The sequence below is a fragment of the Mycobacterium sp. 1245805.9 genome (assembly GCF_001672915.1).
Classification (GTDB): Bacteria; Actinomycetota; Actinomycetes; order Mycobacteriales; family Mycobacteriaceae; genus Mycobacterium.
Genome location: NZ_LZKR01000091.1, coordinates 1 through 26,808, shown reverse-complemented (window position 1 = coordinate 26,808; position 26,808 = coordinate 1). Strand labels below are relative to the sequence as shown.

The window sequence follows — 26,808 nt, the reverse complement described above, 5'->3', positions numbered from 1 at the left end:
GGTGCTGTCCGCCGACCAGCTCAAGCGGGTGGGTCCGCGGGCGCCGCGACGGTCCCCGGATCGCCAGGGGCCGGGTCGGGGTCGGCGAGCGCGGGAACCGCGCCCAGCACCAGCGCCCCGCTCAAGATGGAGGCCAATCCGGCTGCCTTCAGAGCCGCGAACATATGCATCCCTTCGGTCGCTTACTCGGAAATAGTGTGGCATAGCGCGCACCCCAGCTACCTACCGCGCGGCGGGCGCCGCACCGGCGCGCGGCCCGGTTGGCGCCGCTGAGCTGGGCAGCTATGAATTGCGTGAGCTTGCCGGGGCAACGTCTTGGACGGGGTCCAGCATCTGCCGATTGGCCGCCATGCCGGCCAGCGCGGCACCCATCAGGCCGGCGGAGGCCGTCAGCATCAGCGCGACGCTGCGCTCGTACAACAGTCCGCCCGCCAGCGAGCCCGCCATGATGCCCACCTGAAACGCCGTCACGTACAGGCCCGAGGCCCCGTCGGGGTCGTCGGCGCCGTTGCGCATCGCGGCGGACTGCAGCATCGGCGACACGGCGGTGGCCATGGCACCCCACAACACGATGGCGCCGATCCCGATCAGCGCGGTCACGACGCCGCGGCCGCCGCCGAACGCGAGCGCGGTCAACACCACGAACGCGGCGGTCAACCCCGCCATGCAGAGCAGCACGGCGCCCCTGGGCCGGCGGTCCAGGGGCCGCGCCACCAGACCCACGGAGATCACCCCGGCGGCGCCGTAGGCGGCCAGCACCCACGCGAGGTTCGGTCCGCGTACGCCGACGACCTCGCGGATGATCACCACGATGTAGGTGTACGACACGAAATGCCCGGTGACGCCGACCATGGTGATCAGGCTGACGATGATCAGGGCGCGATTGCGGTGATGCCGCGCCCGCGGGCCCACGCACTTGAGCTGGTCGGCGGACAGCACCAGCTCGGGCAGCAACAGCCAGGCCGCCACGGTCACGACGGCCGCGGCGACGGTGACGCAGACCGCGGCCAGCCGCCAGCCCCACATCAGGCTCAGGGCGGCGGTGAGCGGGCTGCCGATCACCAGCGCCAGGCTGGTGCCGATGTAGATGGACATCGTGGCGCGTCCCGCGTGGCTCGGCGGCACCAGCCGGGTGGCGATCGGGGCGATGATCGACCACAGCAGCCCGTGGGTGAGCGCGCACAGCACCCGCCCGACGGCCAGCACGGCGAAGTTCGGCGCCAGCGCCGAGATGAGTTGCGAGACGGTCAGGCAGACCAGGCTGACCACCAGCGCCCGCCGGCGCGGCCAGTGCGCCGTCCAGCGCACCAGCGGAAACGTCGACAGGGCCGCCACCAGCGCGTACCACGTCAGCAGGGTGCCGACCAGGACGACGCTGACCTGCAGGTTCCGCGCAATCGCGGAGAGCGCGCCCACCGGCAGGATTTCCGCCGTGACGTATGTGAAGGCCGCGGCCGCCAGCACCGACAGCTGCGCCGCGACCCGTGGCGTCCACGTTCGCGCGGCAATGGTGGCGGTTTCGGCTGTCATGGGCAGTGGTCGATAAGGGTGTCGCAATCGGCCAGGGGTGCTGTTGCTGGATTACGCTGCCCCTACCGTACGCACTGCGGCAAAGGGTTCACCAAACTTAGCGATTCAACACGCCCGCCCGATCAGGAACGTACCAGGCGCGCGATGGCGGCCGAGGCCTCGGCCAGCTTGTCGTCCGCCTCGTCCCCGCCGTCGGCGACGGCCCGGGTCACGCAGTGGTTCAGGTGCTCGTCGAGCAGATTCAGCGCCACCGAGCGCAGGGCGCTGTTGACCGCGCTGATCTGGGTGAGCACGTCGATGCAGTACTTGTCTTCCTCGATCATGCGAGCGATGCCGCGTACCTGACCCTCGATGCGCCGCAGCCGCTTGGCGTAGTTGTCCTTCTGCTGCGTGTATCCGTGCTCGGTCGTCATACACCCATGGTACTCGGTACCCCGACGGGGTATGCCCCCGCAAATATTGGCTTGGCCGCGCCGCGCATACTTGCACGATGTCCGCTAACAAGGCCCCTGACATCAAGCCCCGCAGTCGTGACGTCACCGACGGCCTGGAGAAGGCCGCCGCCCGCGGCATGCTCCGCGCCGTAGGCATGGGGGACGAGGACTTCGCCAAGCCGCAGATCGGGGTCGCGTCGTCGTGGAACGAGATCACACCGTGCAACCTGTCGCTGGACCGGCTGGCCAAGGCGGTCAAGGAGGGGGTTTTCTCGGCCGGCGGCTACCCGCTCGAGTTCGGCACCATCTCGGTTTCCGACGGCATCTCGATGGGGCACGAGGGGATGCATTTCTCGCTGGTGTCCCGCGAGGTGATCGCCGACAGCGTCGAGACCGTGATGCAGGCGGAGCGCCTGGACGGCTCGGTGCTGCTGGCGGGGTGCGACAAGTCGCTGCCCGGGATGCTGATGGCCGCGGCGCGGCTGGACCTGGCGTCGGTGTTCCTCTACGCCGGCTCGATCCTGCCGGGGGTGGCCAAGCTGTCGGACGGCAGCGAGCGCGAGGTCACGATCATCGACGCGTTCGAGGCGGTGGGCGCCTGCGCCCGCGGGCTGATGCCCCGCGAGGACGTCGACGCCATCGAGCGCGCGATCTGCCCGGGCGAGGGCGCGTGCGGCGGCATGTACACCGCCAACACCATGGCCAGCGCCGCCGAGGCGCTGGGCATGTCGCTGCCGGGCAGCGCGGCCCCGCCGGCGACCGACCGCCGCCGGGACGGGTTCGCGCGGCGCAGCGGCCAGGCCGTCGTCGAGCTGCTGCGGCGCGGCATCACCGCCCGCGACATCCTCACCAAGGAGGCCTTCGACAACGCGATCGCCGTGGTGATGGCGTTCGGCGGGTCGACCAACGCGGTGCTGCACCTGCTGGCCATCGCGCGGGAGGCCGACGTCGAGCTGTCCCTCGACGACTTCAGCCGGATCGGCTCGAAGGTGCCGCACCTGGCCGACGTCAAGCCGTTCGGCCGCCACGTCATGTCCGACGTCGACCACATCGGCGGCGTCCCGGTGGTGATGAAGGCCCTGCTGGACGCGGGGCTGCTGCGCGGCGACTGCCTGACGGTGACCGGCAAGACGGTGGCCGAGAACCTGGCCGCGATCGCGCCGCCCGACCCGGACGGCAAGGTGCTGCGCGCGCTGGCCGACCCGATCCACCCGACGGGTGGGATCACGATCCTGCGCGGATCGCTGGCGCCCGAGGGCGCGGTGGTCAAGACGGCCGGCTTCGACTCCGACGTGTTCGAAGGCACCGCAAGGGTTTTCGACGGCGAGCGGGCCGCGCTGGACGCCCTGGAGGACGGGACGATCACCGGGGGCGACGCCGTGGTGATCCGCTACGAGGGACCCAAGGGCGGACCCGGGATGCGCGAGATGCTCGCCATCACCGGCGCCATCAAGGGCGCCGGGCTCGGCAAGGACGTGCTGCTACTGACCGACGGGCGGTTCTCCGGCGGCACCACCGGGCTGTGCGTGGGCCACATCGCGCCCGAGGCGGTCGACGGCGGGCCGATCGCGCTGCTGCGCGACGGCGACCGGATCCGGCTCGACGTGGCCGGCCGCACCCTCGACGTGCTGACCGACCCGGCCGAATTCGACGCGCGGCGAAGGGATTTCACGCCCCCGGAGCCGCGCTACAAGACCGGCGTGCTGGCGAAGTACGTCAAGTTGGTGAGCTCGGCGGCGATCGGCGCGGTCTGCGGCTAGCCGCCTATGTTGTTGCGCCCCAACGGCTATGCGTGGGTGGCCGCCTCACGCGTGCGGACGCCGAAGTAGGTGGCGTTCAGGCCCAGGACCGTCAGCAACCCGCCCGCCACGACGTTCGACCAGATCATGCCGGAAGTCGCGGTGAAGTTGGGCAGCACCCACGGCGCGACGACGAGCCACGCGCCGAGCACCGGCAGCGTCCACGTCATGCCGTGCGCGCGATCCAGCGTGGTCGCGAAACCGTACGCCAAGAACGCCACCGCGATGCCGACGATCAGGTCGGACGTGGCAAGCGATCCCGTCCCGCTGAACCCCACCATCCACGGTGACGCCGCCACGTACAGGCCTGTCAGCAGGGCCAGACCGAAGGTGACGTGCGCGCTCGTCGACTCGGCGACGCGCTCGTAATTCGCGCGCAGAGCCAACAAATCGGGGTGGTGATCTATTGATGAATGGACCGTACTCATTTTGTGACCTTTCTGTTATGCAGCAAGCTCGTTGTGCGACAAGCACTGTGAGCCTGGCTGCACCCATCCATCCGCTGTCAAGATTACGCTCGGACGTCGTGCAATTCGAGAGACCGCGTAGCGTCGAGGGCATGGACATCGCGGACCGGCTGCGGCTCGATGCGCCGGTGGGGCAGGCCGGAATGGGCGGCGGCATTGCGCAGGCGCCGCTGGCCGCCGCGGTCGCCAACGCAGGCGGCCTCGGAACCCTCGGCATCGCCACCGCCCGCCAGCTGCGGGCGTCGATCGATCAGGTGCGCGAGCGGGCGCCCGGGCGTGCGGTCGCGGTAAACCTGTTGCTGCCCTTCGTCCATCGCCAACACGTCGCGGTCTGCGTCGACGCCCGCGTTGACGCCGTCGTGCTGGCGTTCGGCGAAAAGCGGGGGCTCGTCGAGCACCTGCGCGACGCGGGAATCTTCGTGTTCGTGATGGTCGGCACCGAGGAGCGGGCGCGTGCCGCGATCGCCTGGGGCGCCGACGGTTTGATCGCCCAGGGACGCGAGGCCGGCGGCCACCTGGTCGGAACCATGCCCGCGCTGGACTTCCTGCCCCGGGCCCTGAGGGCGGCCGGCCAGCGACCGGTTTTCCTGGCCGGCGGCATCGCCACCGCCGCCGACACGCGCGCCGCGCTGGACGCCGGGGCCAGCGGGGTCATCGCCGGCACGCGGTTCCTGTTGACGCACGAGGCCAACGCGAGCCGCGAGTACCAGCGGCGAGTCATCAACGCGGACAAGACCATTGAGACGAACCTGTTCGGCCTGAGCTGGCCGCTGCGCCACCGCGTCGTGCCCAACGCGGCGACCCGGCGCTGGTGCGGCGACGACGGGAAGGCCAAGGCGCTGCCCGCCGCCCTCAACGCGGTCAGCCGCCCGCTGGCGGTGCTGGGCTATTTCGACGCGGGCGCGCTGATGCGGCTGCAGTCGCCGGCCCGCCCGTTCTTCACCCCGCTGGCACCGGTGGCCGGGGTGCCCGATTCCTGGCTGGATGGCGCCGCCCTGTATGCCGGCGAAACCGCGCTACGCATCGGCGAACTCAGCTCCGCCGCACAGGCGGTCGCCGACCTCACCCCGCGCTGACATCCTCCCGCACCAACGCGAAGGCGAAGCCGTCCCAGTGCTTGGCGCCGACGGTCTGGATCACCGCGGTGTCCAGCCGCGGGTGCTCGCCCATCAGCTGCAGCGTCCGCCGCGTCGCGCGCACCCGCTCGTCGTCGCAGTCGGGATCGAGGATCCCGCCTTCGCGAACGACGTTGTCCAGCACGAGCACCGAGCCGGGACGCGCCAGCCGGACCGCCCAATCCAAATACGCGGCGTAGTTCTCCTTGTCGGCGTCGATGAACACCAGGTCGAAGGGGCCGCCGGTCAGCGTCGGCAAGGTGTCGAGCGCGGCGCCGACGATCACCTCTACCCGGTCGGCCACGCCGGCGCGCTGCAGGTTGGCCCGCGCGACCTCGGCGTGCTTGGGCTCGTATTCCAGCGTCACCACCCGTCCCTGCGGGCCCACGCCGCGCGCGAGCCAGATGGTGCTGAAGCCGCCCAGCGTGCCGATCTCGAGGACGCGGCGCGCCTGGATGGCGCCCGCCAGCAGGGACAGGAATTTGCCCTGCTGCGCCGACACGGCGATTTGGGGTAATCCGGCCGCGTCGCTGGCCTGTAGCGCCGCGGCCAGGGCCGGCTCCTCGGCGACCAGCGTGTTGTCCAGGAATGCGTCGACGTCTTGCGGGGTCGGGTTTTCCGTCACACTGCCAACGCTAGGCCGGGGTGTTTACCGGATACCCACGGGGGGTATATAGTGGCGGGGTCAACGACGATAGGGAAGGGTGATCCGAATGGCCGAGTACGACGCGGGAACGTTGCTGAGCTGTGGTCACGAGGGCTGTGGGTGTCGCGTTCGCATTGAGGTTCCCTGCCACTGCTCCGGCGCGGGGGAGCCGTACCGCTGCACCTGCGGCGACGAGCTGAGGCCCGTGGAGTAGCCGCCCGGCCGGTCGCGCGTGCGGGCGCAGCGGATCAGTGCCCGAACGTTCGGCCGGCCAGCTCGACCCGGGCCTTTAGCCGCAGGGCCGCGGCCGACGCGCCGACGGCCACCCCGTGATCGCCGGGATCGATGCGCCAGGTTTGCGCGCCACCGTCGTAACGGGCGAGCAGCCGCGGGTCGGCCTCGATCGTCACCCGGCGGGTCGCGCCCGCATCGAGCTCCAGGCGCTCAAATCCCAGCAGCCGCAGGCATCGCCCGGTGAGGGCAGCGGTCAGATACAGCTGCGGGACGTCGGCCCCGCCGCGGTCGCCGACGTTCGCGACGGTGAAGCTCGCCGCCACGGTTTCGCCGCCGGTCACCACCAGGTCCCGGTATTCAAAGCTGGTGTAGGACAGGCCATGGCCGAACGGGAACATCGGCGCCAGGCCATTCCTGTCGAACCAGCGATAGCCGATGTCGGCCCCCTCGAAGTAGTCGATCGTCGTCGGCGTCCCCCACGGGGCCTCCGGCTCGGGCAGCTCCGGGCGTGGCGTCTGGGCCAGGTCCGCCGGGAAGGTGATCGGCAGCCGGCCCGACGGATTCACCCGTCCGGCAAGGATTTCCGCGATCGCCCGGCCGCCGGCCTGGCCCGGATACCAGGCCTGCACGACGGCGTTCGCCGAGTCGCGCCACGGCATGGCCACCGGGTTGCCGGTCTGCAGCACCACGACGGTGTTCGGGTTGGCGTCCGACACCGCGGCGATCAGCGCGTCCTGGCCCCACGGCAGCGCGAGGTCGGCGCCGTCGAAGCCCTCCCCCTCGGCGCGGACGGCGAAGACGATGGCGATGTCGGCCCGCCGCGCCGCCCGCACCGCCTCGCCCGGGCTGGCGCCGGGATCGAAATCGATCTGCGCGCGGGGAAGTTGGCTGCGGAGCTCGGCGAGCGGGCTCGACGGCAGCAGGTAGAGGTTGCGCAGCCCCGCCTCGATGCCTACGCCGCCGATCGGGATCACGCCGGCGTAGCCGCCCGGTGGGACGACGGCGCTCGAACCGTAGCCCGCGGCGACGCCCAGCTGCGCGTATCCGCCGATGACTGCGATGCGCGCCGCGGACTCGGGTGCGATGGGCAGGACCCCGCGATTGGTCAGCAGCACGATCCCCTGTCGCGCGATCCGCAACGCAATGTCGTTGTGCGCGTTCATATCCGGTTCGGGCCCGGGCTCGAGCCGGTCGATGCCGACCGCGAACATCGACCGCAGGATCCGCCGGACCATGTCCGACAGGCGTTCGGAGGGCAGCGTCCCATCGGCGTGGGCGGCCCGCAGCGGCTCGCCGAACGGTTCGGATTGCCAGAGCAGCGCGTCGATTTGCGCGCCGCACTCCTGGTCGAGGCCGGCCAGCGCGCACTGCCAGCCGGGCGTCCCACCCCAGTCGGACATGACCCAACCGCGGTATCCCCAGGCGCCTTTCAGCACCCCGTTGATCAGGGCGTCGTTGGCCGCGGCGTAGTCGCCGTTGACCTTGTTGTAGGCCGCCATCACCGCGCCGGGCGATGAGCGCTCGATGGCGATCTCGAAGGCCAGCAGGTCGGATTCGCGGTGCGCGCCGGGATCGATGACCGCGTTCAGCCAGTGCCGGTTGGTCTCGTTGCAGTTCAGCGAGAAGTGCTTGACCGTCGAGATGACGCCCTGCCCCTGGATGCCGTTGACCGACTCGGCGGCGATCAGCCCCGTCAAAAGCGGGTCCTCGGAAAGGTATTCGAAGTTGCGCCCGTTGCGCGGGTCGCGTGCCAGGTTCATCGCGCCGGCGAGCTGGACATTGAACCCGCGGCTGCGCGCCTCCCGGCCGACCACCTCGCCGGCGGCGCGGGCCAGCGCCGGGTCGAATCCCGCCGCCAGGGCCAACCCGGCCGGCAGCGCGGTGGCGGTGTCGCCCGGGCGGTAACCGGGGTTGGTGACGCCGAGGCCGGCGTCGCTCATCAGCAGCGCGGGGACGCCGAGCCGTGGAACCCCGGGCACGTACCCGGCGCTCATCGGGACGCCCGGCGGGATGCGTTCGTCGCGCAGCGGCCACAGCTCGCCCGCGCCCATCACCCCGACGATCAGCGAGAACCGCTCGTCGTCGGTCATTTGGGCCTCGATTTCGCGGGCCCGCGCGTCCGGATCGCTCACCGCACGCCCTCTTTCGCGTACACGACCCGCAGCACGTGCCCGAGTTCGGGGCCCATCACCAGCTCCGCCAGCTCGCAGATGGTCGCGACGAACTCCGGGCCGTGCGCCGGCTCGGCGCGGCACAGGTGATGCGCGACCTCGTGCAGCACCACCAGCTCGCGCAGCGCCCAGTCGGCGGTGTCACGGTCGGGTACCGCGATTGTGCCCGCGCCGTCATGGTATTCGTAGTGCGCCGCGGTGGCGGCCCGCCGCGGCCGCACCCGCAGCGGCGTCACGCCGGGCCAGCGCCGGCGCACCGACGGCAGCGCCAGCACGTCGTCGACGTAGCGCTGGACGGAGGCGACCGACCCGAACTTCCCCTCCGGCGGCAGCGTCAGCTGCGTGCCGAAGAATTCGACGGAGGGCGATCCGTGCTCGGCGGCGCGATCGAACAACGTGCGAACGAAATCCTCGGCCGCATAAACCTTGGCGCGCTGCGAATCGCGGGCCCCGCCGGCCCGAGTCACCGCCGCAGTGCGCTCCGCGCGCCGGGCAGTTCCGGGCTGCTCCCGAGCCGCGCTCGCCGGCCGGCCCGGTCCCCCGCGCGGCGGGCCGCCGACGAATACCCCGCCGTCGCGCGGCTGACTTGATAGGTGCCGCGCGCCTTCGACGCGCCGCGGTAGAAGTCGCGCAGCTCAAGTTCCTTGTCGCGCAAGGCGATCGCGGTGCCCGGCGGGCGGTGGCGGTCCTTGGTGGCCTCGCGCGTGGCCTCCTCGCGCGCCTCGGCCAGGCGCTGACCGACGCGCGCCCCGAACGCGAGCTGAAAATTGAGCCGGGCCGTGATCGTCGGCGTGGGGCGGTGCGCGCCGGAGGCCAGGTAGGCGTCCGATGCGCGCACCATCTGCACGACCAGGCTGGCGTAGAGGGCGTGGGTCGCGTCGATGTCCTCGGCGAACCCGTACGCGTAGACGAACGTCGAGTTCGACGCCACGTCGCAGCGCACGTCGTTGGCCAAGGCGATCACCACGAAAAGCTGCACGTACGTCCGCAGCCCCCGGGTGCCGGCCGCACCGATGGTGATGGTGCGCTGCGTGGGGGCCTGCACCGGCGACCGCTTGGCCGCATGCGAGCGCGCCACCGCCAGGTCGATGGAGGCGGCCGTCGCGAGCCGTTGCGCCGCGCTCATGAAGGCGTCCGCCTCGTGCGAGTTGTCGGTGCCCTCGGCCTGGCGCAGCAGCGCGGCGATGCGAGCGAGCATCTTGTCGTCCGTCATAGGCGCCAAACTAGCGCAGTCCGACGACACGTCGGCTACAGCCGGGCGGTGATCCAGGAGACGACGTCGCCGAGCACCTGGTCGCGCTCGGGCTCGTTGAAGACCTCGTGGTACAGCCCGGGGTAGACCTTCAGCTCGACGTCGGCGGAGCCCACGCATTCGACCAGGCGGCGGCTGCCGTCGACGGGGATGAGCCGGTCGTCGGAGCCGTGCACCACCAGCAGCGGCGCCGTCAGCGCCGGCGCCCGCTGTGGCATGGTCTGCCCGACCTCCAGCAGCGCCCGCCCGACTCCGGCCGGGACTTTCCCGTGGTAGACCAGCGGGTCGGCGTTGTAGGCCGCCACCACGGCGGGATCCCGCGAGATGGCGTCCACGTCCAGTTCCTGCACCGGAAGGCCGGGCACGACGACGCCGAGCACCTTGGCGGCCAGGATCATGAACGGCGACACCAGCTCCTGGGCCGCCACCGCCGGGGCCGACAGCACCATCATGTCGTAGTTGTCCGGGCGTTCGACGCCGTAGGCGAACACGATCCCACCGCCCATGCTGTGCCCGAGGACGATGCACCTGAGGCCGGGGTGCTCCCGGGTGGCGATGCGGACCAGGGTGTCGAAATCGGCGGTGTACTCGGTGATGTCCCGCACCAGCATCCGCTTGCCGCCGGAGCGGCCGTGGCCGCGGTGGTCCAGGGCATAGGTGACCAGCCCGGCGGCGCCGAAGCTCTGCGCGACGTGGTCGTAGCGACGGGCGTACTCGCCGAGGCCGTGCGAGAGCACGACCACCGCCCGGGGCGGGGTGTCCGGCGTCCATACGTCGTAGACGATGCGCACGCCGCCGAGGCCGTCGAAGGTCCGTTCAGTGCGCGTAGTCATCATGGGGAAGCGTAATGGCTCAGGCGTTGGGACTCTGTCGGAGACTCTGCGTAGGCTCGTATCGCATGGGGCTGCTCACCGAAAACGCGGAGAAATCTGGCGGTGCCCCGGCGGTCGGCGGGGACTTCTCGACCGACGCCGAACCGTACCGTCGCGAACTGCTCGCGCACTGCTACCGGATGACCGGGTCGCTGCACGACGCCGAGGATCTGGTGCAGGAGACCCTGCTGCGCGCCTGGAAGGCCTACGACCGTTTCGAGGGCAAGTCCTCGATGCGGACCTGGCTGCATCGCATCGCCACCAACACCTGCCTGACCGCTTTGGAGGGCCGGCAACGCCGGCCGCTGCCCACCGGGCTGGGGGCGCCAAGCTCGGATCCCACCGACGAGCTGGTGGAACGGGGCGAGGTGCCCTGGCTGGAGCCACTACCGGAGCTGACGGACGACCCGGCGGACCCGTCGGTCATCGTCGGATCCCGCGAGTCGGTGCGGTTGGCGTTCGTCGCTGCGCTGCAACACCTTTCACCCCGGCAACGCGCCGTGCTGCTGCTGCGCGACGTGCTGCAGTGGAAGGCCGCCGAGGTGGCCGAGGCGATCGGCACCACGACGACGGCCGTCAACAGCCTGCTGCAGCGCGCCCGCACCCAGCTCGAGGCCGTCCAGCCCAGCGCCGGCGACCGCCTGACGCCGCCCGATTCGGAGGAGGCCCAGGACCTGCTGGACCGCTACATCGCGGCGTTCGAGGCCTACGACATCGACCGGCTGGTCGAGCTGTTCACCGCCGAGGCGATCTGGGAGATGCCACCGTTCACCGGCTGGTACCGCGGCCCGCGGGACATCGTCACGCTCATCCACCAGCAGTGCCCGGCCGAACATCCCGGGGACATGCGGCTGCTTCCCGTGGTCGCCAATGGCCAGCCCGGTGCGGCCATGTACATGCGCGCCGGTGACGTGCACGTGCCGTTCCAACTGCATGTCCTCGACATCACCGATGGCCGGGTGTCGCACGTGGTGGCGTTCCTCGACGACACCCTGTTCGAGAAATTCGGGCTGCCCGCTACCGTGTGACGATGGCGAATCCCCCGCTCGTCACCCCCGCGCCCGGGAAACCGCTGCTGCTGTTGAGCGGCTTCGACATCGCCGACGTGGGCTACGTCGCCGAGGAGTTCTTCCTCTCCGGAACGGCCACGTCCTTCGCACCCACCGCCGCGCTGGGTCCCGACGGCCGGTGGAGCGTAACACCAAGCGGCAGTGCCGAATACACCACACGGATGGTGGCGCTCACCCCCACCGACCCGTCCCGGTTCAACGGCACGGTACTGGTGGAGTGGCTCAACGTCAGCGGCGGCATCGACGCCCCGGCGGTGTGGATGATGGCACATCGCGAAATCCTTCGCGCGGGCTACGCCTATGTCGCGGTGTCGGCCCAAAAGGTGGGGGTGGACGGCGGCGGCGAGAACCTGATGGGCATCGACATGTCGCTGAAGAGCCAGGACCCGGCGCGCTACGCCGCCCTGAGCCACCCGGGCGACGAGTACTCCTACGACATCTTTTCCCAGGCGGGCGACCTCGTCCGGGACGGCGTCCTGGGCGAGCTGCCCGTGCGCCACGTCGTCGCCGTCGGCGAGTCGCAATCGGCGATGTTCCTGACGACCTACGTCAACGCCGTCGATCCGCTCGCCCGAAGCTACGACGGCTTTTTGGTGCATTCGCGGTTCGCGTCGGCCGCCCCGCTGGACGGCGTTTCCATCTTCGACGAATCGCGGCTGCACGTGCCCGAAGCGGTCGCGTTCCGAGATGACCTGCGCGTCCCGCTTCTCACGATCATCACCGAGACCGACCTGTTCGGCGGCCCGCGGGAGGGCTACTACTTCGCCAGGCAGCCCGAGCACGAGCGGCTGCGGGTCTGGGAGATCGCCGGCGCCGCCCACGCCGACAACTACACGATCCAGGTGGCGCCCATCGACAACGGCTCCACGCCGCTGGACGCCATCGTGGCCGCCTACGCCCCGACCAACGTGCTGATGGGTCAGCAGCTCGCGCACTACATCAACTTCGCGCCGCAACACCATTACGTGGTGCAGGCCGCCCTCGACGCGCTGCACACGTGGGTCCGCACCGGCGAACCGGCCCCCGCGGGCCCACCGATCGAGGTCCAGCACGGCGAGCTGCCCCGGCCCGTCCTCGATCCGCACGGCCTCGCCCGGGGCGGCATCCGGACCCCGTGGGTGGACGTGCCGATCGCCCGCACGTCGGGCATCGCGGAAGTCGAGAGCATCATGGCGGCGATCTTCGGCTCCGGCGAACCGTTCGACGCGGCGACGCTGGACCGGCTCTACCCGGGCGGCGCCGCGCAGTACCTCGACGGCTTCACGGCGGCGCTCGACCGCACGATCGACGCGGGATTCATCCTGCCGGCCGACCGTGCCGAGATTCTCCAGCTCGCGGCCGCGACGTATCCCCGGAACTGAAGGGCGAGTTCAGCTTTCGTTCGCCAGCACGTCACGCACCGCGGTGTCGGCCGCGCTCAGCAGGTCCGGGTCTATGCCGGCGCGGCCGCGCACCAGAACCGTGGCGCAGTTGGCCACCGGCAGCCCCTCGGCCGGGCACAAGCCATCGGGAAGCTTGCCGATCATCGGCAGCAACGCCAGCCCCAGGCCGGAGCGCACCGCGGCGTAAAGGCCCGACAGGTCGGCGCATTCGGCGGCGATTTCGTAACCGATGCCGTGCCTCTCGAGGACCGAAAAGGCCGGCTCGCGCAGCGTGCACGGCTCGGCATAGATCACCAACGGCAGCGGGTCGCCTCGGCGAGCGGCGAAAGTCCGCGCCGAAATCCACTTCAGCTGCACGACTCCCGACGCATTGGCGCGGTCGAGCCCCGACCCGTCGAGCATGATCGCCAGGTCCAGCAGTCCGCGGTCGAGGGCGTCCGCCAGGGAGGCATTGCGGTCGAGCCGGAACCGCGACCGCCGCTCGGGGAGCCGCTCGCGCAGCACGCTGGTCAGGGCGGGCAGCATGACGTCCGCGCCGTGCTCGGTGGCCCCGATCGTCAACAGGGTGCGTTCGGTGGCGCCGAGGTCATCGAGCGCCAAGTCGTGCGCCGCCAGGATCGCGCGGGCATGCCGCAGCACCTTCTGACCGACCTCGGTGAACAAGACGCCCCGGCCGGAGCGCTCGACCACCGGTTCGCCGACCACGCTCTCCACCTTGCGCAGGTGCTGGCTGACGGCGGACTGACTGAGGTGCAGCGCGGCGGCGGCGCGGTGAAATCCCCCACAGTCGGCCACCGCGACCAGGCTGCGCAGCGGCGCGATATCGAGCACCTGAGCCATACCCACGAACCCTAGTCCGATCAGCGAATACGATCAATCACTCGGCCCGATCACCTCGAAGTTGTTCTGACTGCCAGAACTGCGATCAGCATTCGTGATCGATTTCGATCGCTAATAATCGTTGGACGGCATGGGTCGGCGTCGACGACCATGGGGGCATGGACCTGCCGCGCATGCCGTTGACCACCGCCTCGGCGGTCACCCTGACCTACGCGATCGGTTATCCCATCGGGGCGCTCGCGGTGTCGGCGATGACCCCGATGGCCGTCTTGGTGCTGCGGTTCGGTTTGGCCGCGATCATTCTGGCGGGCTGGGCCGCCCTGGCCCGGGCGGCGTGGCCGCGGGGGGCGCAGTTCGGGCACGTCGTCGTCGCGGGCCTGCTGATCCAGGCCGTCCAGTTCTGCTGCCTCTACGAGGCGCTGCTGCTCGGCGCGCCGGCGGTGCTCTGCGCGGTGGTCGTCGCGATGAACCCGGTCACCACGACGATCCTCGCAACGATGTTCCTGCGCGAGCGGCTCGGCTCGCGGCGGGTGCTCGCCCTGGCCCTCGGTGTGATCGCGGTGCTCGCCGCGTGCGCCAAGCGGTTGATGAGCACGCACGGTGTCGACCCCGTGATCGCGTTGCTTGTGGTTGCACTGCTTGGCCTTTCGGCCGGGGGCGTCTACCAGCAGCGGTATTGCGCCGGCATCGATTTCCGCGCGATGAGCGCGGTGCAGAATGCGGTGGCGCTCATTCCCGCGACCGCGCTGGCGATCCTGACGCCGTTCGCCGTGCACGACGCGACCAAGGCCGCCGTCGCGGTCACCGCCATGGTGCTGCTCAACGCCACGCTGGCCGTCAGCATCTACCTGCGGGCGATCAGCCTGCACGGGGCCGCCGCGGTGGCGATGCTGTTCGCCGTCATTCCCGCGGCCGCCGCGGTGCTGTCCTGGCTGATGCTCGGGCAGCGCCCGGACATCGGCGTCGCGATCGGCCTGCTCGCCGGGGGCCTCGCGTGCTGGCTCAACAGCGGGGCAGGCCGCCGGCGCCGCGAGACCAACCCGGCGGCCCCGGAGGCGCCGCGGCCAGTCTTAGAAGAGGCGGCTGTCCGGTGACGGGCCCGGCACCGGGCGGACCAAGCCCGCGCCGGTGATCAGCGGCAGGTCGAGCGCGGACAGCAGCCCGGGTCGGGCCGCGCACACCGCCGGGATCGCGTTGACCATCCGCGACGCGCCGGCAACCCGCGCGCCGAGGTCGTGGTCGTGGTCCTCGGCCATCTCGAATTCGCAACGCATGGTGGGGGATCCCTCGATCTCGACGCGGTAGAGGCCGCGACCGGAGGCCAGGCCGTAGCCGAGGTCCTTCGGCGGGATGCGGATGTGCGGCTGTGGCCAGTCCGGCGCGAGGTCGTCGCGCATCCGCGTCACGTGGTCGAGGACGAACGTCGCCTTGTCACCGACATAGCCGGTCAGCGTGGAGCGCATCGCCGCGATGGTTCCCGCCGCGATGTGCCCGGTGGGCGTGTCGAACGACTCGGGGGCGGCGACGCGTTCGTTGGCCTCCTCGATGCGGTCGACCTTGACGCCGAGTCCCGCCGCCAGCTGGTGCAGCACCGGCCCCCAGCCGAACGTGAAGATCCCCGGCTGCGCCGCGAAGGCCTGGTATTCCGCCGGCTTGCCAAACCCGAGGATCTCGTAGACTGCGGCCCGGTCCGGGTAGGTGGCGTAGTTGAACATCTCCGTGACCCGCACCGATTCGATCACCCGCGATACCCCCGAAAGCACCAGAGGCAGAACATCGTTCGCGAAGCCGGAGTCGATCCCGGTGGTGAAGAACGACACACAGCCGTCGAGCGCCGCGCGCCGCAACGGGTCGGTGAACGCGGCGTCTAGGCCGTCGGGATACACCAGCGGCACCACCGAACACGACACCACGTTCTTGCCGGCCCGCAGGATCGACGCCATGTCCTCGACGGCCTCCAGCGGCCGCAGGTTGGCGCCGGCGGCGTACACCACCGCGTCGGCCTCGCCGGCGAGCATCGCCGCCGGGTCCTGGGTCGCGATCACCCCCACCGACGCGATGCCACACAGCTCCCCGGCGTCGCGACCCGCCTTCGCGTCGCTGTGCACGACGAGGTCGACCAGCTCCAGCTCCGGGTGGTCGATCACTCCGCGCAGGGCGATCACGCCCATGGAGCCCGGCCCCCACACCCCCACTTTGAACACCACAAATCTCCTATTATTAGGATTCAGATTCTTAGATTTCGGACGGATCGTAAGGAGGTCCGCGTGGGCGAGTCAACCGCCAAATCACCGCCCACCGCCCGCGTAATGGATGTGCTTGCGACCCTGGCGGATTCACCGAACGGGCGCACGTCGGCCCAGCTGGCGAAGGCCTGCTCGATCAGCACGTCGACCTGCGCCCTGGTGCTCGCCGAGCTGGAACGGCGCGCCTGGGTCGCGCGGCACGAGGACCGCCGCTACGTGCTGGGCAGCGGCCTGTTCGGCCTGGTGCACGGACTGCGGACGCAGTTCCCGCTGCTGGACCGCGGGCGTGACGCGCTGCGCTTCCTGCACGACGCGCTCGGCGCCGGCTGCTCGTTGTCGAGGATCGGCGAGCGCCAACTGACCACCGTCGACGCGGTCGGCCACGGCACCGACGGCGAGCATGCGGTCGGGCAGCGTTTCCCGATCGACCCGCCGTTCGGCCTGGTCGCCATGGCCTGGCGCGACGACGATTTCGTCGACGCCTGGCTGCACCGGGTCACGCCGCGGCTGACCCGCGCCGAGGTGGCCCAGCACCGGCGGGTGCTGGCCGACATCCGCCGCCGCGGTTACGGCGCGTGGCGCTTCGACGACACCCACCGCTCGCTGCACCACCGGCTGGCGGACGTCCTGGCCTCCCTGGAACCGACCGCGCGGGTAACCCGCCAGCTGACCACCCTGATGACCATGGTGACGCTGCGATCGGTCACCGACGCGCTCGAAACCGAGCTGGCGACAACCGAATTCGTCGTGCTGCCGATCTTCGGTCGCGACGGCCAGCCGGAATACCAGATCGAGATCCACCTGGGCCGCCCGGCCGGGCTGACGCTCGATGCGCTGGATTCCGCGCTGCGGCGCGCGCAGGAAATATTGGCCTAGCTGAATTGCCAGCCTCCTCAACGGTCCGCAAGCGGACCGCATCGTCGCCTGGCTAGGCTAGACCCATGCCCGCCACCGTCGACGTCCGCCGCGCGGCCGACCGCGCGCTCACCGCGACGCCCTGGCTGAAATCCCGGCATTCGTTCTCGTTCGGCGACCACTACGATCCCGACAACACGCACCACGGGCTGCTGCTGGTCAACAACGACGACATCGTTGAGCCGGGAACGGGATTCGACACCCACCCGCATCGGGACATGGAGATCGTGACCTGGGTGCTGAACGGCGAGCTGACCCACCGCGATTCCGCCGGCAACCACGGGACAATCTATCCCGGCCTGGCCCAACGCATGTCGGCGGGCAGCGGCATCCTGCACTCGGAAAAGAACGATTCCCGCACCGAGCCAGTCCATTTCGTGCAGATGTGGGTGGTGCCCGACGAGGCCGGCATCGACCCGAGTTACCAGCAGCACGAGATCGACTCAGCGCTGCTGGGCGCCGGACTTGTGACCATCGCCTCAGGCATACCGGGCAATGAGGCGGCCATCACTCTGCACAACCGCAACGCCGCGCTGCACGGCGCGCGGCTGCAACCAGGCGACTCGGTGGACCTGCCGCAGGCCCCCTACCTGCACCTATTCGTCGCGCGGGGTCGGATCCAAGCGCCGGAAATTGGCGATCTCGCCCAGGGTGACGCGGTCCGATTCGCCGGCGCCGAGGCCCCGCGCGTGACGGCAAGCGAGCCCTCGGAGCTGTTGATCTGGGAGATGCACGCGGCGTTGGGAGTTTGAGGGCACCCCACGAGCACTTAGAGTGGGCACGACAGACAGGAGCCCGCATGTCTCAATCGCCACCGCGGCACGCGGCGCCGAACCCCAAGCGAAATATCAAGGCAGTTCGGACCGTGCGGTTCTGGTCACTCCCCATCGTCGTCACTCTCGCGCTGATGTCGGCGCTGTGCGCGCTGTACCTCGGGGGCATCCTGAACCCGATGACCAACCTGCGGCATTTCCCGATCGCCGTGGTGAACCAGGACGCCGGACCGACGGGCGCCCAGATCACCGACGGCCTGGTCGCGGGGCTGGACAAGAACAAGTTCGACGTCCGGGTCGTCTCCCGCGACGAGGCGCAGCGCCTGCTGGACACCGCACACGTCTACGGGGAGTTGGTCATTCCGCCGACCTTCTCGTCCAATCTTCACGATTTCGGGGCCAGCGCGGTCACGCCCGGCCGGGCGACACGGCCCTCGGTCACCATCGCCACCAATCCGCGCGCGGGCACCCTCGGCGCCAGCATCGCCGGGCAGACGCTGACCCAGGCGATGGCCGTGGCCAACGGCAAAGTGGGCCAACGGCTTACGGCCGATGTCGCGGCCGAGACCGGGGGCGCGCCGCTGACCGGGGCGTCGGCGCTGGGCCTGGCCAGCCCGATCGACGTCAAGGCCACCGTCTACAACGCCCTGCCGAACGGCACCGGCAACGGGTTGTCGGCGTTCTATTTCGCGCTCTTGCTGCTGCTGGCGGGCTTTACCGGCAGCGTCGTGGTCAGCACGCTGGTGGACGCGCTGCTCGGCTACGTGCCGGCGGAGTGGGGCCCGGTGTACCGCTTTGCCGAGCAGGTCAAGATCTCGCGATTCCAGACGCTGCAACTCAAATGGGCCATCATGACGGTGCTGGCGCTGCTGACGTCGGCGGTCTACCTGGCCATCGCGCATGGGCTGGGGATGCCGATCCCGCTCGGCTGGCAGCTGTGGGCATTCGGGGTGTTCGCGATCATCGCGGTGGGCATCACGTCGAGTTCGATACTGTCGGTGCTGGGTTCGATGGGCCTGCTGGTCAGCATGCTGATCTTCGTGATCCTCGGGCTGCCGTCCGCGGGCGCCACGGTCCCGCTGGAGGCCACGCCGCCGTTCTTCCGCTGGCTGGCCGAATTCGAGCCGATGCACCAGGTTTTCCTCGGCGTGCGGTCGCTGGTCTATCTCAACGGCCGCGCGGATGCCGGTCTGTCCCAGGCGTTGTGGTTGACCGCGATCGGGCTCGCCATCGGGCTGCTGCTCGGCGGCATCGTCACGCATCTCTACGACCGAAAGGGCTTCCACCGGATCCCGGGCGCGGTCGAGCTGGCGATCGCCGCGGAACACCAGGCGCAGCACCAGGCGCGGGTGAGCAAACGCGGGAACGCGGACGCCAGCCCCGCCGAGACCCCGGCCGACAGCCCCGCCGAGGCCGAGAGCGAAAGCCCAAGCGAGCAAGCGTAATTCGAGTGCGGCCTAAGCGTCACGCGTTCGTTATCGAAGTTGACACTGTGACTGGTGTGACTGATGCTATTTATGTTGCATAGCTATCAGTGCCGAAAGGTCCATCGTGCTGACGCCCCTCGCCAGCTTGCGCCGGCTGGCGGCCGGCTGCGCCGCCTCCTGGACTGCTCTGGTCGCGTGCGCGGTGCTGGCGAGCACCACCGGACAGCCCGTCGCCCACGCCGCTGACGGCCGCGACCTGCTTGCCAGCGCCATCGACACCACCAAGGGCTCGTACCTGGTCTACAACTTCGGCCCCGGTCACCCCACGCCGATGCTCAACGCCGGCGGCAGCTGGTACGAGATGAACAACGGCGGGCACCTGATGGTCATCAAGAACGCGGCGGGGCGCCTCGCGCCGCACCTACTGGTGGACACCCACCAGGGCGACCAGGCGCGCTGCGAGAACAATACCGGCGCCCGCACCGGCGAGGGGCTGTGGCAGGCGTCGGAGGTCTACGCACCGCTACAGGCGTGGCAGCGCATGGGGCAGCCGACGATCGCGATCAACGCCAACTTCTTTGACATCCGCCCGCAGAAGGGCGGCTCCTGGCGCCAGACGGGCTGCAGTTCGCCGCTGGGCGCGTTCGTCGACAACACCCACGGCCAGGGCCGGGCGAACCAGGCGGTCACCGGCACCGTCGCCTACCCGGGCAAGCAGGGCCTGTCCGGCGGCGGCGAGAGCTGGAGCGCGCTGTCGACGATGATCCTGCCCGCGGGTGGTGCGCCGTATGTGGTGCGCGCCAGGAACCCCCAGGACTATGACGTCGCCACCCCGGTGGTCGCCGACCTGCTGAACCGCAACGAGCGGTTCGTCGCGGTGTCGGGCATCGGTCTGTTGTCCCCCGGCAAGACCGGGCAGCTCAACGACGGCGGCCCCAGCGCGGCGCGCACGGCCCTCGCGTATGTGAAGCAACGCGACGAGATGTACATCTTCGAGGGCGGCAGCTACACGCCGGACAACATCCAGGACCTGTTCCGTGGCCTGGGCAGCGACACCGCGGTGCTGCTGGACGGCGGCGGGTCGTCGGCGATCGTGCTGCGGCGTGACACCGGCGGCATGTGGGCCGGCGCCGGCTCGCCGCGGGGCTCGTGCGACACCCGGCAGGTGCTGTGCGACTCCCACGAGCGCGCGCTGCCCAGCTGGCTGGCCTTCAACTAACTGCTGCCGGCCTTCGGACCATAGCGGAAGATCAGCAGGCTGGTCGCCACCACCGCGGCCGTGACCGCGAAGACCGGGGCGACGACGAATCGCGACATCGTGGCCCCGACCAACGCGCCGGCACACATCGTCAAAACGACGCTGAAGCGCAGCTTTTCGCGCTCACCCGTGCCGCCGGCGAGATGGCTGTCGAGGCCCAGGCTGACGATGGTCGACGTCAGCACCGTGGTGGACAATTCCTGAATCCCGAACTGGCGCGCGCTGGAATGCTGCAGGCCGAAGGTTACCGCGAGCATGCCGATCATGATCAGCTTGCTGTTGTCGTGGTAGTGCAGCACGCCCGCCCCGGAGAGGACCGACAGGGCGACCAGCAACACGATTTCGGCGGCCAGCACCGTGCTGATCCACGCTCGCGTCCGCCGGTCGAAATGCCTTGCCAGCCGGCCACTGACGATCGTGGTGCAGACGAAGGTGGGCAGGGCCACCACGACCGCCGTCAGGTCGATGCTGGTTCTGGGGGCCAGCCAGAAGCCGAGGAAGATCACGTTGCCGGTCATGTTCGCCACGAAGACGTGGCCGAGCACCAGGATGCTGATCGCGTCGGCGAGGCCGGTGGCGAAGGTCAGCAACAGCAGCGCCGCAACGGTCGAGCGCTCGGAGACCGGCGACGCAACGGCCATGGGCTGCTTGGGAATCCGGGGCGCTAGACGTGCGGGGTCAGGTCCAGCGAGGTGATGGTCGTCATCCTCGTCACCAGCCAGTGGCCGTTGGTGCGCTTCATGAACAGCCGGTAGGAAAGGTACTTCAGCGACGGGATGTTCTTGGTCAGCGGGCTGGTGGCCGTGGTGTTGGTGTAGACGATGACGACGGCGTTCGGGTCGTCCAGCGATTCGACCGCCGCGCCGGTCACTTCGGTGTGGTTGGTGACCTTGGCCTGCTTGTTGGGGCCCACGATCGCGTCGACGAACTTGCGGTACTGGGCCTCGAAGTCGCCGCTGAGGTAGGCGGCGGCGCGATCGGCGAGGCCGTCCATGTTCTCCGGCGTGTAGGTCCACAGCGTGGTGATCGCGTTGGCCGCCGTGCGGGCAACCTTCAATTTCGTTGCGGCCGTAGCGCGATCGGTCAGGTATGGCTGCACCGCCGCCCCCGCGAACGCCGCGGAGCCGACGAACAGCACGGCGGCCACCGCGATGGCGATGGCGAGCCGCTTGCCGGCCAGGATCTTGCGCCGGGAGCGTCGAGCGGGTTCGGTCTCCGCCGGCTCGTCCCCGGTCTCCGCCGCCTCGTCGCCGCTCTCCGCGGGCTCGTCCGTGGCTTCGACGTCCTCGTTCGGGGCTTCGTCCGTCGTTGCCGCTTCGGCGGTCAGATCACCTGTATCAGGTTGCTGATCTTCCACTGATTCCCTTCCTGCGTGACGGTTGCCATCCAACGATTGGTGTTGTCGTATACCTGTTTCTCGTCCGGCGACTTGGAGGTCACGTCGGTGGCCACCATCACGGTGGCGGTGCCGTCGTCGTTCCAACGTTCCAGGCCCGCGCCGAGCACGGTGCCGGTCGCGGGCTCGGCCCGGGCCACCTGCAGCAGGATTTCGTTGGCCTTCTCGTGGTACTGCTTGGCGAATTCGCCGGTGGCCTGGGCCATTACCCGCGTCACGTAGTCGTTGGCGTGATACGGGTCGATGGACGTGAACTGCGCCATGAATCCCGACACATAGGACAGCACCTGGCGCTCCCTGGCGGCGGTGCGCATGCGCGACTGATGCGAGATCAGCATCAAGGTGCATGCCGCGATCGCCGCGACCATCAGCACCGCGGCGGCCACGCCGGCCGCCGGCTGCCACCACGGCCGCCCCGGCGGCACCGGGCGCACGACGAGCAGCGGCCCCTCGCCGGGCCGAAACTTGCGGCGGGGGCTCATTTCCCGTTCCCGGGCGGTTTCGGCCTGGTCAGCACGGTCAGGTCGTCGACGCGCCAATGTTGGTCCGCGCCTTTGGCGAATTCCACCCGGACGGTGGCGCTGATGGCGCGTTCGTCGGGCCCCACGCCGCGCCGGCCCTGCAGGAACAACAGCATCGTCGCCCGGTCGGGGGTGGCGGACTGGACCGACCCGTCGGTGGGCCAGTACTCGTTGACGACGGGATTGCCCTTCTGGACGACGTCCTGCTGCGCCGCCAGCTGGCCGCGGTACTTGTCGGTCGCCAGCGACCGGGCGCGGGCGAAGTCGTCGCTCAACGACTTCGGGTCGTACGTCAACATCTGCGCCACCATCTTGGGCCCCTGCGCCTGGATCTCCGCCCTGGTCTGATCGCTCGCCCGGTCGCGCGAGTACACCACCAGGTAGCTCACGGCGGCGCCGCCGACACACAACGCCGCCGCGGTCAGGACCGCCACCGCGGTCCAGCGCCGCAAGCTGGGCAGCGCCGCGTCGGATTCGGCGCGGCGCACTTCGGTGCCCAGCAGCATGTCGGCGAACGTGCGGCGCTGCGAATCCCACAGCGGCCAAAGCCATCCCACCACCGACACGGTGTCGAGCAGGTGGGCCAGGTCCCGCAGCAGCAATCCCCACGGCCCGATGGCCGCGCCGTCGCCGCGCACCACCTCGATCCCGAACAAGCCGCGTCCCAGGCTCCAGCCCGTGACCGTCGGCAATAGCAACCGGTTGACCAGCATCAGCAGGATGGCGAGGCCGGCGATCGAGACGCAGGCCCACCACCACACCGGGTGCTGGTCCGCCGTCCAGGCGACCAACGCCATCGTCACCGCGACGGCCATGCACGGGGCGGCGTCGACGGCGATCGCGGCCGCGCGAATGTGCCAGGGGGCCAAGGCATCCCGCGGTGACTCCGGTGTGGCCGCCGTGGTGTGTGCCCGAGCCTGAATCTCCTCGACCACCACCGTCACTTCGTCACCTGGTCGAGCTTGGAAATCCGGTACTGCCCCTCGGCGAACGCCATCTTCACCCGCAGCCGGTAGCCGGTTTCCTTTTGCTGCTGATCGCTCGCCACCTTGACGCGCATCGCGACGAGCACGTCGACCGAACCGTCGTCGTTGTTGCGCTCCACCGCCGCCCGCACATCGGCCACCTGAACGTGGACGTTCGCGGCCTGATAGGCCTGGACGACCATGCTGGTGTACAGCAGCGCCTGGGAACGGTACGCGTCGGTCCCGCACTCGATGATCTTCTGTTCGGCCTGGACCATGGCGTTGGTGTCGGGCGCCTGGGTCGCCGACACACAATCCACCGCCGCCTTGAGCGCGGCCGCGTCGTTGCGGACTATGACTTGGCTCTGCTGGTGATAGCGCAGTGCAAGGTAGCCGCCGGCCCCGAGTCCGGCGGCCGACAGCACGAGCGCGGCGGCGACACCGGAGAGCCAGCCGCGCCCCACGCGCGACGGGCGGCGTTCGACGCCCGCGGGTGCCTCGACGGATTCGGCTTCGGCTGCCGGTGACTCCTCGGATTCGCCCTCGGCTTCCGGTGACTCCACGTCCGCGGGCGACTCCTCGTCCGTCACGTGCGTGGCCGTCTCGTCGTCAGCGGCCGCCGGCTCCTGATCAATCTTCGGACTTGATTTCTGGGAGGGCTTGCGCAGTCGACGAAACCTCGGCATGGGTGGGGGGTTCAGCCGGCCGGCGCCAGCATCTCCTTCCATCCGTCGTCTCCTGTTTTCGTCGAGTTCTCGACGGAGTATTTCACCCCATCGGGCCCCACCAGCTCACCGCTCTGCGGGCTGTAGATGGCGGCGGGGGGTCCGCTCGGAGTGTAGACACATGGGTTGGGCTGTTGGCCGTTGCACTGCACGGTGCCGCTGCCCGGACGCGACAATGGGTCGCTGGTCGGCGGCGGCGTGCCCGGGACCCGGTCCGACGGAGCCGGGTTGAGGCCGTTGTTGATGGACGGCGCCGGAATCACCATGCCGGGCCGCACCGACTGATCGCAGCGCGCCGCCGGGGCGGGGCAGGTCAGGATCTGGTTCGGGTCGCCGTACCAGGGGTTCGTGCCCGCCGGAACGTAGGGCCTGGGGTCGCGGCATTCCCGCGGGGTGGCCGCCCGCTTGCCGGGGATGTCGGTACACGGAATGTTGCGCGAACCGCGCACGCTGTTGGCCGGCGTTTCCATCGGGATCTTGCAGTAGGTACCCGACGGCAACGGCGCCAGGTTGGTGTCCGCCGGGGACCGCCACTCGTCAGCCGGAATGAAGCCGGTCAGGCAGGGCGGGGGCTGGTTGATCGACAACGCCAGGTCGAGCGCGGCCTGGTTCGGGTACGGCGCGGCCACCGTCTGCGCGATCGAGGCGCCCTGGGGCAGGAACACGAAGACCTGCTCCACGCCCGTGTGGTAGCGCTTGAGCAGGTCGAACACGACCTCGAGGTTCGCCAGCGTCTGCGGCAGCGAGTCGCGGACGTCGTTGAACACGTCGTTGACCTGATCGGCGGTCGGGGCGGCCTGGCGCAGCACGCTCCTGACGTGGCCGTCCTCCTGCGCGGCCTGCGCGGCCAGGTTGTTCAGGTTGCGCGCCCACCGCTCGATCGCGGCGTTGGACTCGACCTGGCTGTCCAGGACCGGTCCGGAGTTCTGGATGATGTCGTTGACGTTGGTGATGTTGGTCTTGAAATCACCGACGATCGCCTGCGTGGAGTCGACCAACCGCTGCAGGGCCGGCCCCAACCCCCCGACTGCCTGCGCGGTCTCGTCGAGCAGCTGGCCGATCTTCTCCTTGGGCAACACCGCAAGACCCCGGTTGGCCGTGTCCAGCGCCGGCCCGATCTCGCTGGGCACGGTGCCGTGGGTGATGGTCTGGCCGTCGGCAAGGTCCTTGCCCGGGTTGCCGGTCGACACCAAGTCCAGGTACTGCTCACCGACCGCCGACACCGAGTGCACGTTCGCGACCGCATCGACCGGGATCTTGTAGCGGCTGTCGATGCTCATCGTCGCCTTGGCGCCGTTCTCGGTGGGCTCGACGTCGGTGACCTTGCCGATGGTGATGCCGCGATACGTCACGTTGGCCGTCGGGTACAGGCCACCCGAGGCGGGCAGGTCGGCCTTCAGCGTGTACCGGCCGAAGCCGACCAGGCTCGGAACCTGCAGATAGTAGACGCCGAGCACGAGTATCGAGATCACCGTCAGGATCCCGAAGGCGATCAGTTGGCGTCGGACGAAGGGAGTCAGCAATTCCTGTCCGCCCTTTCCACCAGGGGCCCGCCCGGCGCGTCATTCGGGTTGGGCGTGTAGCGGACGTCGGGAACCATCGACTCCGGGTCCCGCCCGTAGGACTGCTCGAGCGCCCGCAGCGACCCCGACAATCCGGTTCCCGTCAGGAACGCGTTGTCGATCGCGCTCCAGGTGACGTCCAGCGTGATCGAAATGTTCTGGTAGTCACCGCGCATCAGCTTCGGAATGGTGTCGATGTCGTAGGGCTGCGTCAGGATCAGCTTCAGCGCGCCGATCAGATACGGCGACGCCCGGCCGAGCTCCCTGAGCGGGCACTGCAGCGACTGCAGGTCCTGGTGCAGGGGGCCGCGCGCCTCGGACAGGTACTGATCGGCGGCCTGGCTGAGCCGTCCCACCGAGTCGACCGCGTTGATCAACAGTTGCTTGGTGTCGGCGAAATGCTTGATCAGCGGCGGGATGTCGGTCAGCACCCGGTCCAGCACGTCGGCTCGGCCACCCACATACGCCAGCAGCCGGTTGGTGGAGTCGATGGCGTGGGTGATGTCATCGCGCTGCTGGTTGAGCTGGGTGGTGAAGGTGTCCAGCTTGCCCAGGAAGGCCCGGATCTGGTTGCCCCGCCCGTTGAAGATGTTGAAGACCTCGTTCTGCAGCACCTCCAGGTTGGGGATGCCGCCGCCGCGCAAGATCAGCGACAGGCTTGCCAGGGTCTGCTCGGTGGTGGGGAACGCCGCGGAGTTCTTCAGCGGAATGGTGTCGCCGTTCTTGAGCAGCTCCGGCGACGGGTTGGGCGGCGCGGCCAGCTCCACGTGCTGCGAGCCCAGCAGCGAGGTCTGGCCGATCTTGGCGGTGGCGTTCTTCGGCAGCTTGACGTTCTTGTCGATGCCCAGCGTCAGCGTCGCCACCCAGTTCTTCAGGTTGATGGCCTTGATGGAGCCGACGAACACGTCGGCGACCATCACCTTGCTGTTGCCGTTGATCGCGAGCGTGTCCGGCATCTGCACGTAGAGGGTGTACGACCCGCTGCCGCTGCCCGGGCCGCCCGGGATCGCCACGTTGGAGATCCCTTTCCAGCCGCACGAGCTCAGCACCAGCGCGGCCACCAGGAGCACCATGCCCTGCCAGGCCCGGTGCCGAAGGAGCCTCATCGCGCGCCTCACTGGCCACCGCCTAGACCGGCGGCGCCGGCGGCCCGCCGGCGTTGGCGGCGCCGGCGGCACCGGCGGTAACGGCTCGGCTTTCGGTCAGGC

The 26,808-nt window shown here is 69.8% G+C and carries 27 protein-coding genes and 1 pseudogene; 10 read left to right on the top strand and 18 right to left on the bottom strand.

What is annotated here, in order from left to right:
• Nucleotides 1–20: 20 nt before the first annotated feature.
• The 3 genes from A9X00_RS30775 to A9X00_RS13060 all read right to left on the bottom strand — a co-directional run bounded on the left by A9X00_RS30775 (nucleotide 21) and on the right by A9X00_RS13060 (nucleotide 1,943).
• Nucleotides 21–164, bottom strand: a complete 144-nt coding sequence (locus tag A9X00_RS30775; protein WP_197515151.1) for a hypothetical protein — start codon at nucleotides 162–164, stop codon at nucleotides 21–23.
• 118 nt (nucleotides 165–282) lie between these two features.
• Complete coding sequence (locus tag A9X00_RS13065) at nucleotides 283–1,530, bottom strand: MFS transporter (protein WP_067153561.1); 1,248 nt, start codon at nucleotides 1,528–1,530, stop codon at nucleotides 283–285.
• Between the two features lie 122 nt (nucleotides 1,531–1,652).
• Complete coding sequence (locus A9X00_RS13060; RefSeq protein ID WP_067153559.1) at nucleotides 1,653–1,943, bottom strand: metal-sensitive transcriptional regulator; 291 nt, start codon at nucleotides 1,941–1,943, stop codon at nucleotides 1,653–1,655.
• 77 nt (nucleotides 1,944–2,020) lie between these two features.
• Between A9X00_RS13060 and ilvD the strand changes: the two genes are divergently transcribed.
• Complete coding sequence (ilvD, locus tag A9X00_RS13055) at nucleotides 2,021–3,724, top strand: dihydroxy-acid dehydratase (protein WP_067153556.1); 1,704 nt, start codon at nucleotides 2,021–2,023, stop codon at nucleotides 3,722–3,724.
• 26 nt (nucleotides 3,725–3,750) lie between these two features.
• Here ilvD and A9X00_RS13050 read toward each other — a convergent pair whose 3' ends face one another.
• Nucleotides 3,751–4,191 carry an SPW repeat protein gene (locus A9X00_RS13050; protein ID WP_067153554.1) on the bottom strand — a complete coding sequence of 147 codons (441 nt, stop codon included), beginning with the start codon at nucleotides 4,189–4,191 and terminating at the stop codon, nucleotides 3,751–3,753.
• Nucleotides 4,192–4,322: 131 nt separating this feature from the next.
• Here A9X00_RS13050 and A9X00_RS13045 point away from each other — a divergent pair, with 131 nt between their 5' ends.
• Entirely contained in the window at nucleotides 4,323–5,306 is a 984-nt protein-coding gene (locus A9X00_RS13045; protein WP_067153552.1) for a nitronate monooxygenase, read from the top strand.
• On the opposite strand, the gene A9X00_RS13040 is transcribed toward A9X00_RS13045, so the two are convergent.
• Nucleotides 5,293–5,970, bottom strand: a complete 678-nt coding sequence (locus A9X00_RS13040; protein WP_067153550.1) for an O-methyltransferase — start codon at nucleotides 5,968–5,970, stop codon at nucleotides 5,293–5,295. The genes A9X00_RS13045 and A9X00_RS13040 overlap by 14 nt on opposite strands.
• 88 nt (nucleotides 5,971–6,058) lie before the next feature.
• Here A9X00_RS13040 and A9X00_RS29855 point away from each other — a divergent pair, with 88 nt between their 5' ends.
• Nucleotides 6,059–6,205: a metallothionein gene (locus tag A9X00_RS29855; protein ID WP_081665563.1), complete on the top strand. Its 147-nt coding sequence runs from the start codon at nucleotides 6,059–6,061 to the stop codon at nucleotides 6,203–6,205.
• 34 nt (nucleotides 6,206–6,239) lie between these two features.
• Here A9X00_RS29855 and A9X00_RS13035 read toward each other — a convergent pair whose 3' ends face one another.
• From A9X00_RS13035 to A9X00_RS13020, 4 genes are read right to left on the bottom strand one after another with little or no spacing between them, the layout of a single operon-like run.
• A complete protein-coding gene (locus tag A9X00_RS13035) occupies nucleotides 6,240–8,357 on the bottom strand; it encodes a beta-glucosidase (RefSeq protein ID WP_197515150.1) in 2,118 nt (705 codons plus the stop codon).
• A complete protein-coding gene (locus A9X00_RS13030; RefSeq protein ID WP_067153548.1) occupies nucleotides 8,354–8,863 on the bottom strand; it encodes a TIGR04338 family metallohydrolase in 510 nt (169 codons plus the stop codon). Before A9X00_RS13030 ends, A9X00_RS13035 begins: the two co-directional genes overlap by 4 nt.
• On the bottom strand, nucleotides 8,860–9,609 hold the full coding sequence (locus A9X00_RS13025; RefSeq protein WP_067153546.1) for a DUF2786 domain-containing protein: 750 nt from the start codon (nucleotides 9,607–9,609) through the stop codon (nucleotides 8,860–8,862). Before A9X00_RS13025 ends, A9X00_RS13030 begins: the two co-directional genes overlap by 4 nt.
• Nucleotides 9,610–9,644: 35 nt before the next feature.
• Nucleotides 9,645–10,484 carry an alpha/beta hydrolase gene (locus tag A9X00_RS13020; protein WP_067153544.1) on the bottom strand — a complete coding sequence of 280 codons (840 nt, stop codon included), beginning with the start codon at nucleotides 10,482–10,484 and terminating at the stop codon, nucleotides 9,645–9,647.
• On the opposite strand from A9X00_RS13020, the pseudogene A9X00_RS13015 reads away from it, so the two are divergent.
• Together A9X00_RS13015 and A9X00_RS13010 are read left to right on the top strand one after the other, a co-directional pair.
• Nucleotides 10,432–11,548: pseudogene (locus A9X00_RS13015) on the top strand (sigma-70 family RNA polymerase sigma factor). The gene A9X00_RS13020 and the pseudogene A9X00_RS13015 overlap by 53 nt on opposite strands.
• A 2-nt stretch (nucleotides 11,549–11,550) precedes the next feature.
• Entirely contained in the window at nucleotides 11,551–12,951 is a 1,401-nt protein-coding gene (locus A9X00_RS13010) for an alpha/beta hydrolase domain-containing protein (RefSeq protein WP_067153541.1), read from the top strand.
• Between the two features lie 9 nt (nucleotides 12,952–12,960).
• On the opposite strand, the gene A9X00_RS13005 is transcribed toward A9X00_RS13010, so the two are convergent.
• Nucleotides 12,961–13,812 (bottom strand): LysR family transcriptional regulator, encoded by an 852-nt coding sequence (locus A9X00_RS13005; RefSeq protein WP_067153539.1) that lies wholly within the window; start codon nucleotides 13,810–13,812, stop codon nucleotides 12,961–12,963.
• A gap of 173 nt (nucleotides 13,813–13,985) precedes the next feature.
• Between A9X00_RS13005 and A9X00_RS13000 the strand changes: the two genes are divergently transcribed.
• Nucleotides 13,986–14,906 (top strand): DMT family transporter, encoded by a 921-nt coding sequence (locus A9X00_RS13000; RefSeq protein ID WP_067153563.1) that lies wholly within the window; start codon nucleotides 13,986–13,988, stop codon nucleotides 14,904–14,906.
• Here the strand turns inward: A9X00_RS13000 and A9X00_RS12995 are convergent.
• The gene (locus A9X00_RS12995; RefSeq protein WP_082975169.1) at nucleotides 14,883–16,016 is read right to left on the bottom strand and encodes a dihydrodipicolinate reductase; all 1,134 of its coding nucleotides are present in this window, start codon (nucleotides 16,014–16,016) and stop codon (nucleotides 14,883–14,885) included. The genes A9X00_RS13000 and A9X00_RS12995 overlap by 24 nt on opposite strands.
• Nucleotides 16,017–16,121: 105 nt before the next feature.
• Between A9X00_RS12995 and A9X00_RS12990 the strand changes: the two genes are divergently transcribed.
• The 4 genes from A9X00_RS12990 (at nucleotide 16,122) to A9X00_RS12975 (ending at nucleotide 20,392) form a co-directional block, all read left to right on the top strand.
• Nucleotides 16,122–16,934, top strand: coding sequence for a MarR family transcriptional regulator (locus tag A9X00_RS12990; RefSeq protein ID WP_067153535.1), 813 nt, complete (start codon nucleotides 16,122–16,124; stop codon nucleotides 16,932–16,934).
• Between the two features lie 65 nt (nucleotides 16,935–16,999).
• A complete protein-coding gene (locus A9X00_RS12985; protein WP_067153533.1) occupies nucleotides 17,000–17,725 on the top strand; it encodes a pirin-like bicupin family protein in 726 nt (241 codons plus the stop codon).
• Nucleotides 17,726–17,772: 47 nt separating this feature from the next.
• Nucleotides 17,773–19,191 (top strand): YhgE/Pip domain-containing protein, encoded by a 1,419-nt coding sequence (locus A9X00_RS12980; RefSeq protein WP_067153531.1) that lies wholly within the window; start codon nucleotides 17,773–17,775, stop codon nucleotides 19,189–19,191.
• A 79-nt stretch (nucleotides 19,192–19,270) separates the two neighbouring features.
• A complete protein-coding gene (locus tag A9X00_RS12975; RefSeq protein WP_156772063.1) occupies nucleotides 19,271–20,392 on the top strand; it encodes a phosphodiester glycosidase family protein in 1,122 nt (373 codons plus the stop codon).
• On the opposite strand, the gene A9X00_RS12970 is transcribed toward A9X00_RS12975, so the two are convergent.
• The 7 genes from A9X00_RS12970 to A9X00_RS12940 are packed head-to-tail and all read right to left on the bottom strand — an operon-like array spanning nucleotide 20,389 to nucleotide 26,706.
• Nucleotides 20,389–21,072 carry a YoaK family protein gene (locus tag A9X00_RS12970; RefSeq protein ID WP_067153527.1) on the bottom strand — a complete coding sequence of 228 codons (684 nt, stop codon included), beginning with the start codon at nucleotides 21,070–21,072 and terminating at the stop codon, nucleotides 20,389–20,391. The genes A9X00_RS12975 and A9X00_RS12970 overlap by 4 nt on opposite strands.
• 23 nt (nucleotides 21,073–21,095) lie before the next feature.
• Nucleotides 21,096–21,788: a mammalian cell entry protein gene (locus tag A9X00_RS12965; protein WP_067153525.1), complete on the bottom strand. Its 693-nt coding sequence runs from the start codon at nucleotides 21,786–21,788 to the stop codon at nucleotides 21,096–21,098.
• Nucleotides 21,755–22,309, bottom strand: a complete 555-nt coding sequence (locus A9X00_RS12960) for a mammalian cell entry protein (protein WP_067153523.1) — start codon at nucleotides 22,307–22,309, stop codon at nucleotides 21,755–21,757. Before A9X00_RS12960 ends, A9X00_RS12965 begins: the two co-directional genes overlap by 34 nt.
• A complete protein-coding gene (locus tag A9X00_RS12955) occupies nucleotides 22,306–23,292 on the bottom strand; it encodes an RDD family protein (RefSeq protein WP_067153521.1) in 987 nt (328 codons plus the stop codon). The genes A9X00_RS12960 and A9X00_RS12955 overlap by 4 nt, the downstream gene beginning before the upstream one ends.
• Nucleotides 23,289–24,041: an Mce protein gene (locus A9X00_RS12950; protein WP_067153519.1), complete on the bottom strand. Its 753-nt coding sequence runs from the start codon at nucleotides 24,039–24,041 to the stop codon at nucleotides 23,289–23,291. Before A9X00_RS12950 ends, A9X00_RS12955 begins: the two co-directional genes overlap by 4 nt.
• On the bottom strand, nucleotides 24,011–25,561 hold the full coding sequence (locus A9X00_RS12945; protein ID WP_067153517.1) for a virulence factor Mce family protein: 1,551 nt from the start codon (nucleotides 25,559–25,561) through the stop codon (nucleotides 24,011–24,013). The genes A9X00_RS12950 and A9X00_RS12945 overlap by 31 nt, the downstream gene beginning before the upstream one ends.
• Nucleotides 25,555–26,706: a virulence factor Mce family protein gene (locus A9X00_RS12940; protein WP_067153515.1), complete on the bottom strand. Its 1,152-nt coding sequence runs from the start codon at nucleotides 26,704–26,706 to the stop codon at nucleotides 25,555–25,557. Before A9X00_RS12940 ends, A9X00_RS12945 begins: the two co-directional genes overlap by 7 nt.
• Nucleotides 26,707–26,808 lie beyond the last annotated feature (102 nt).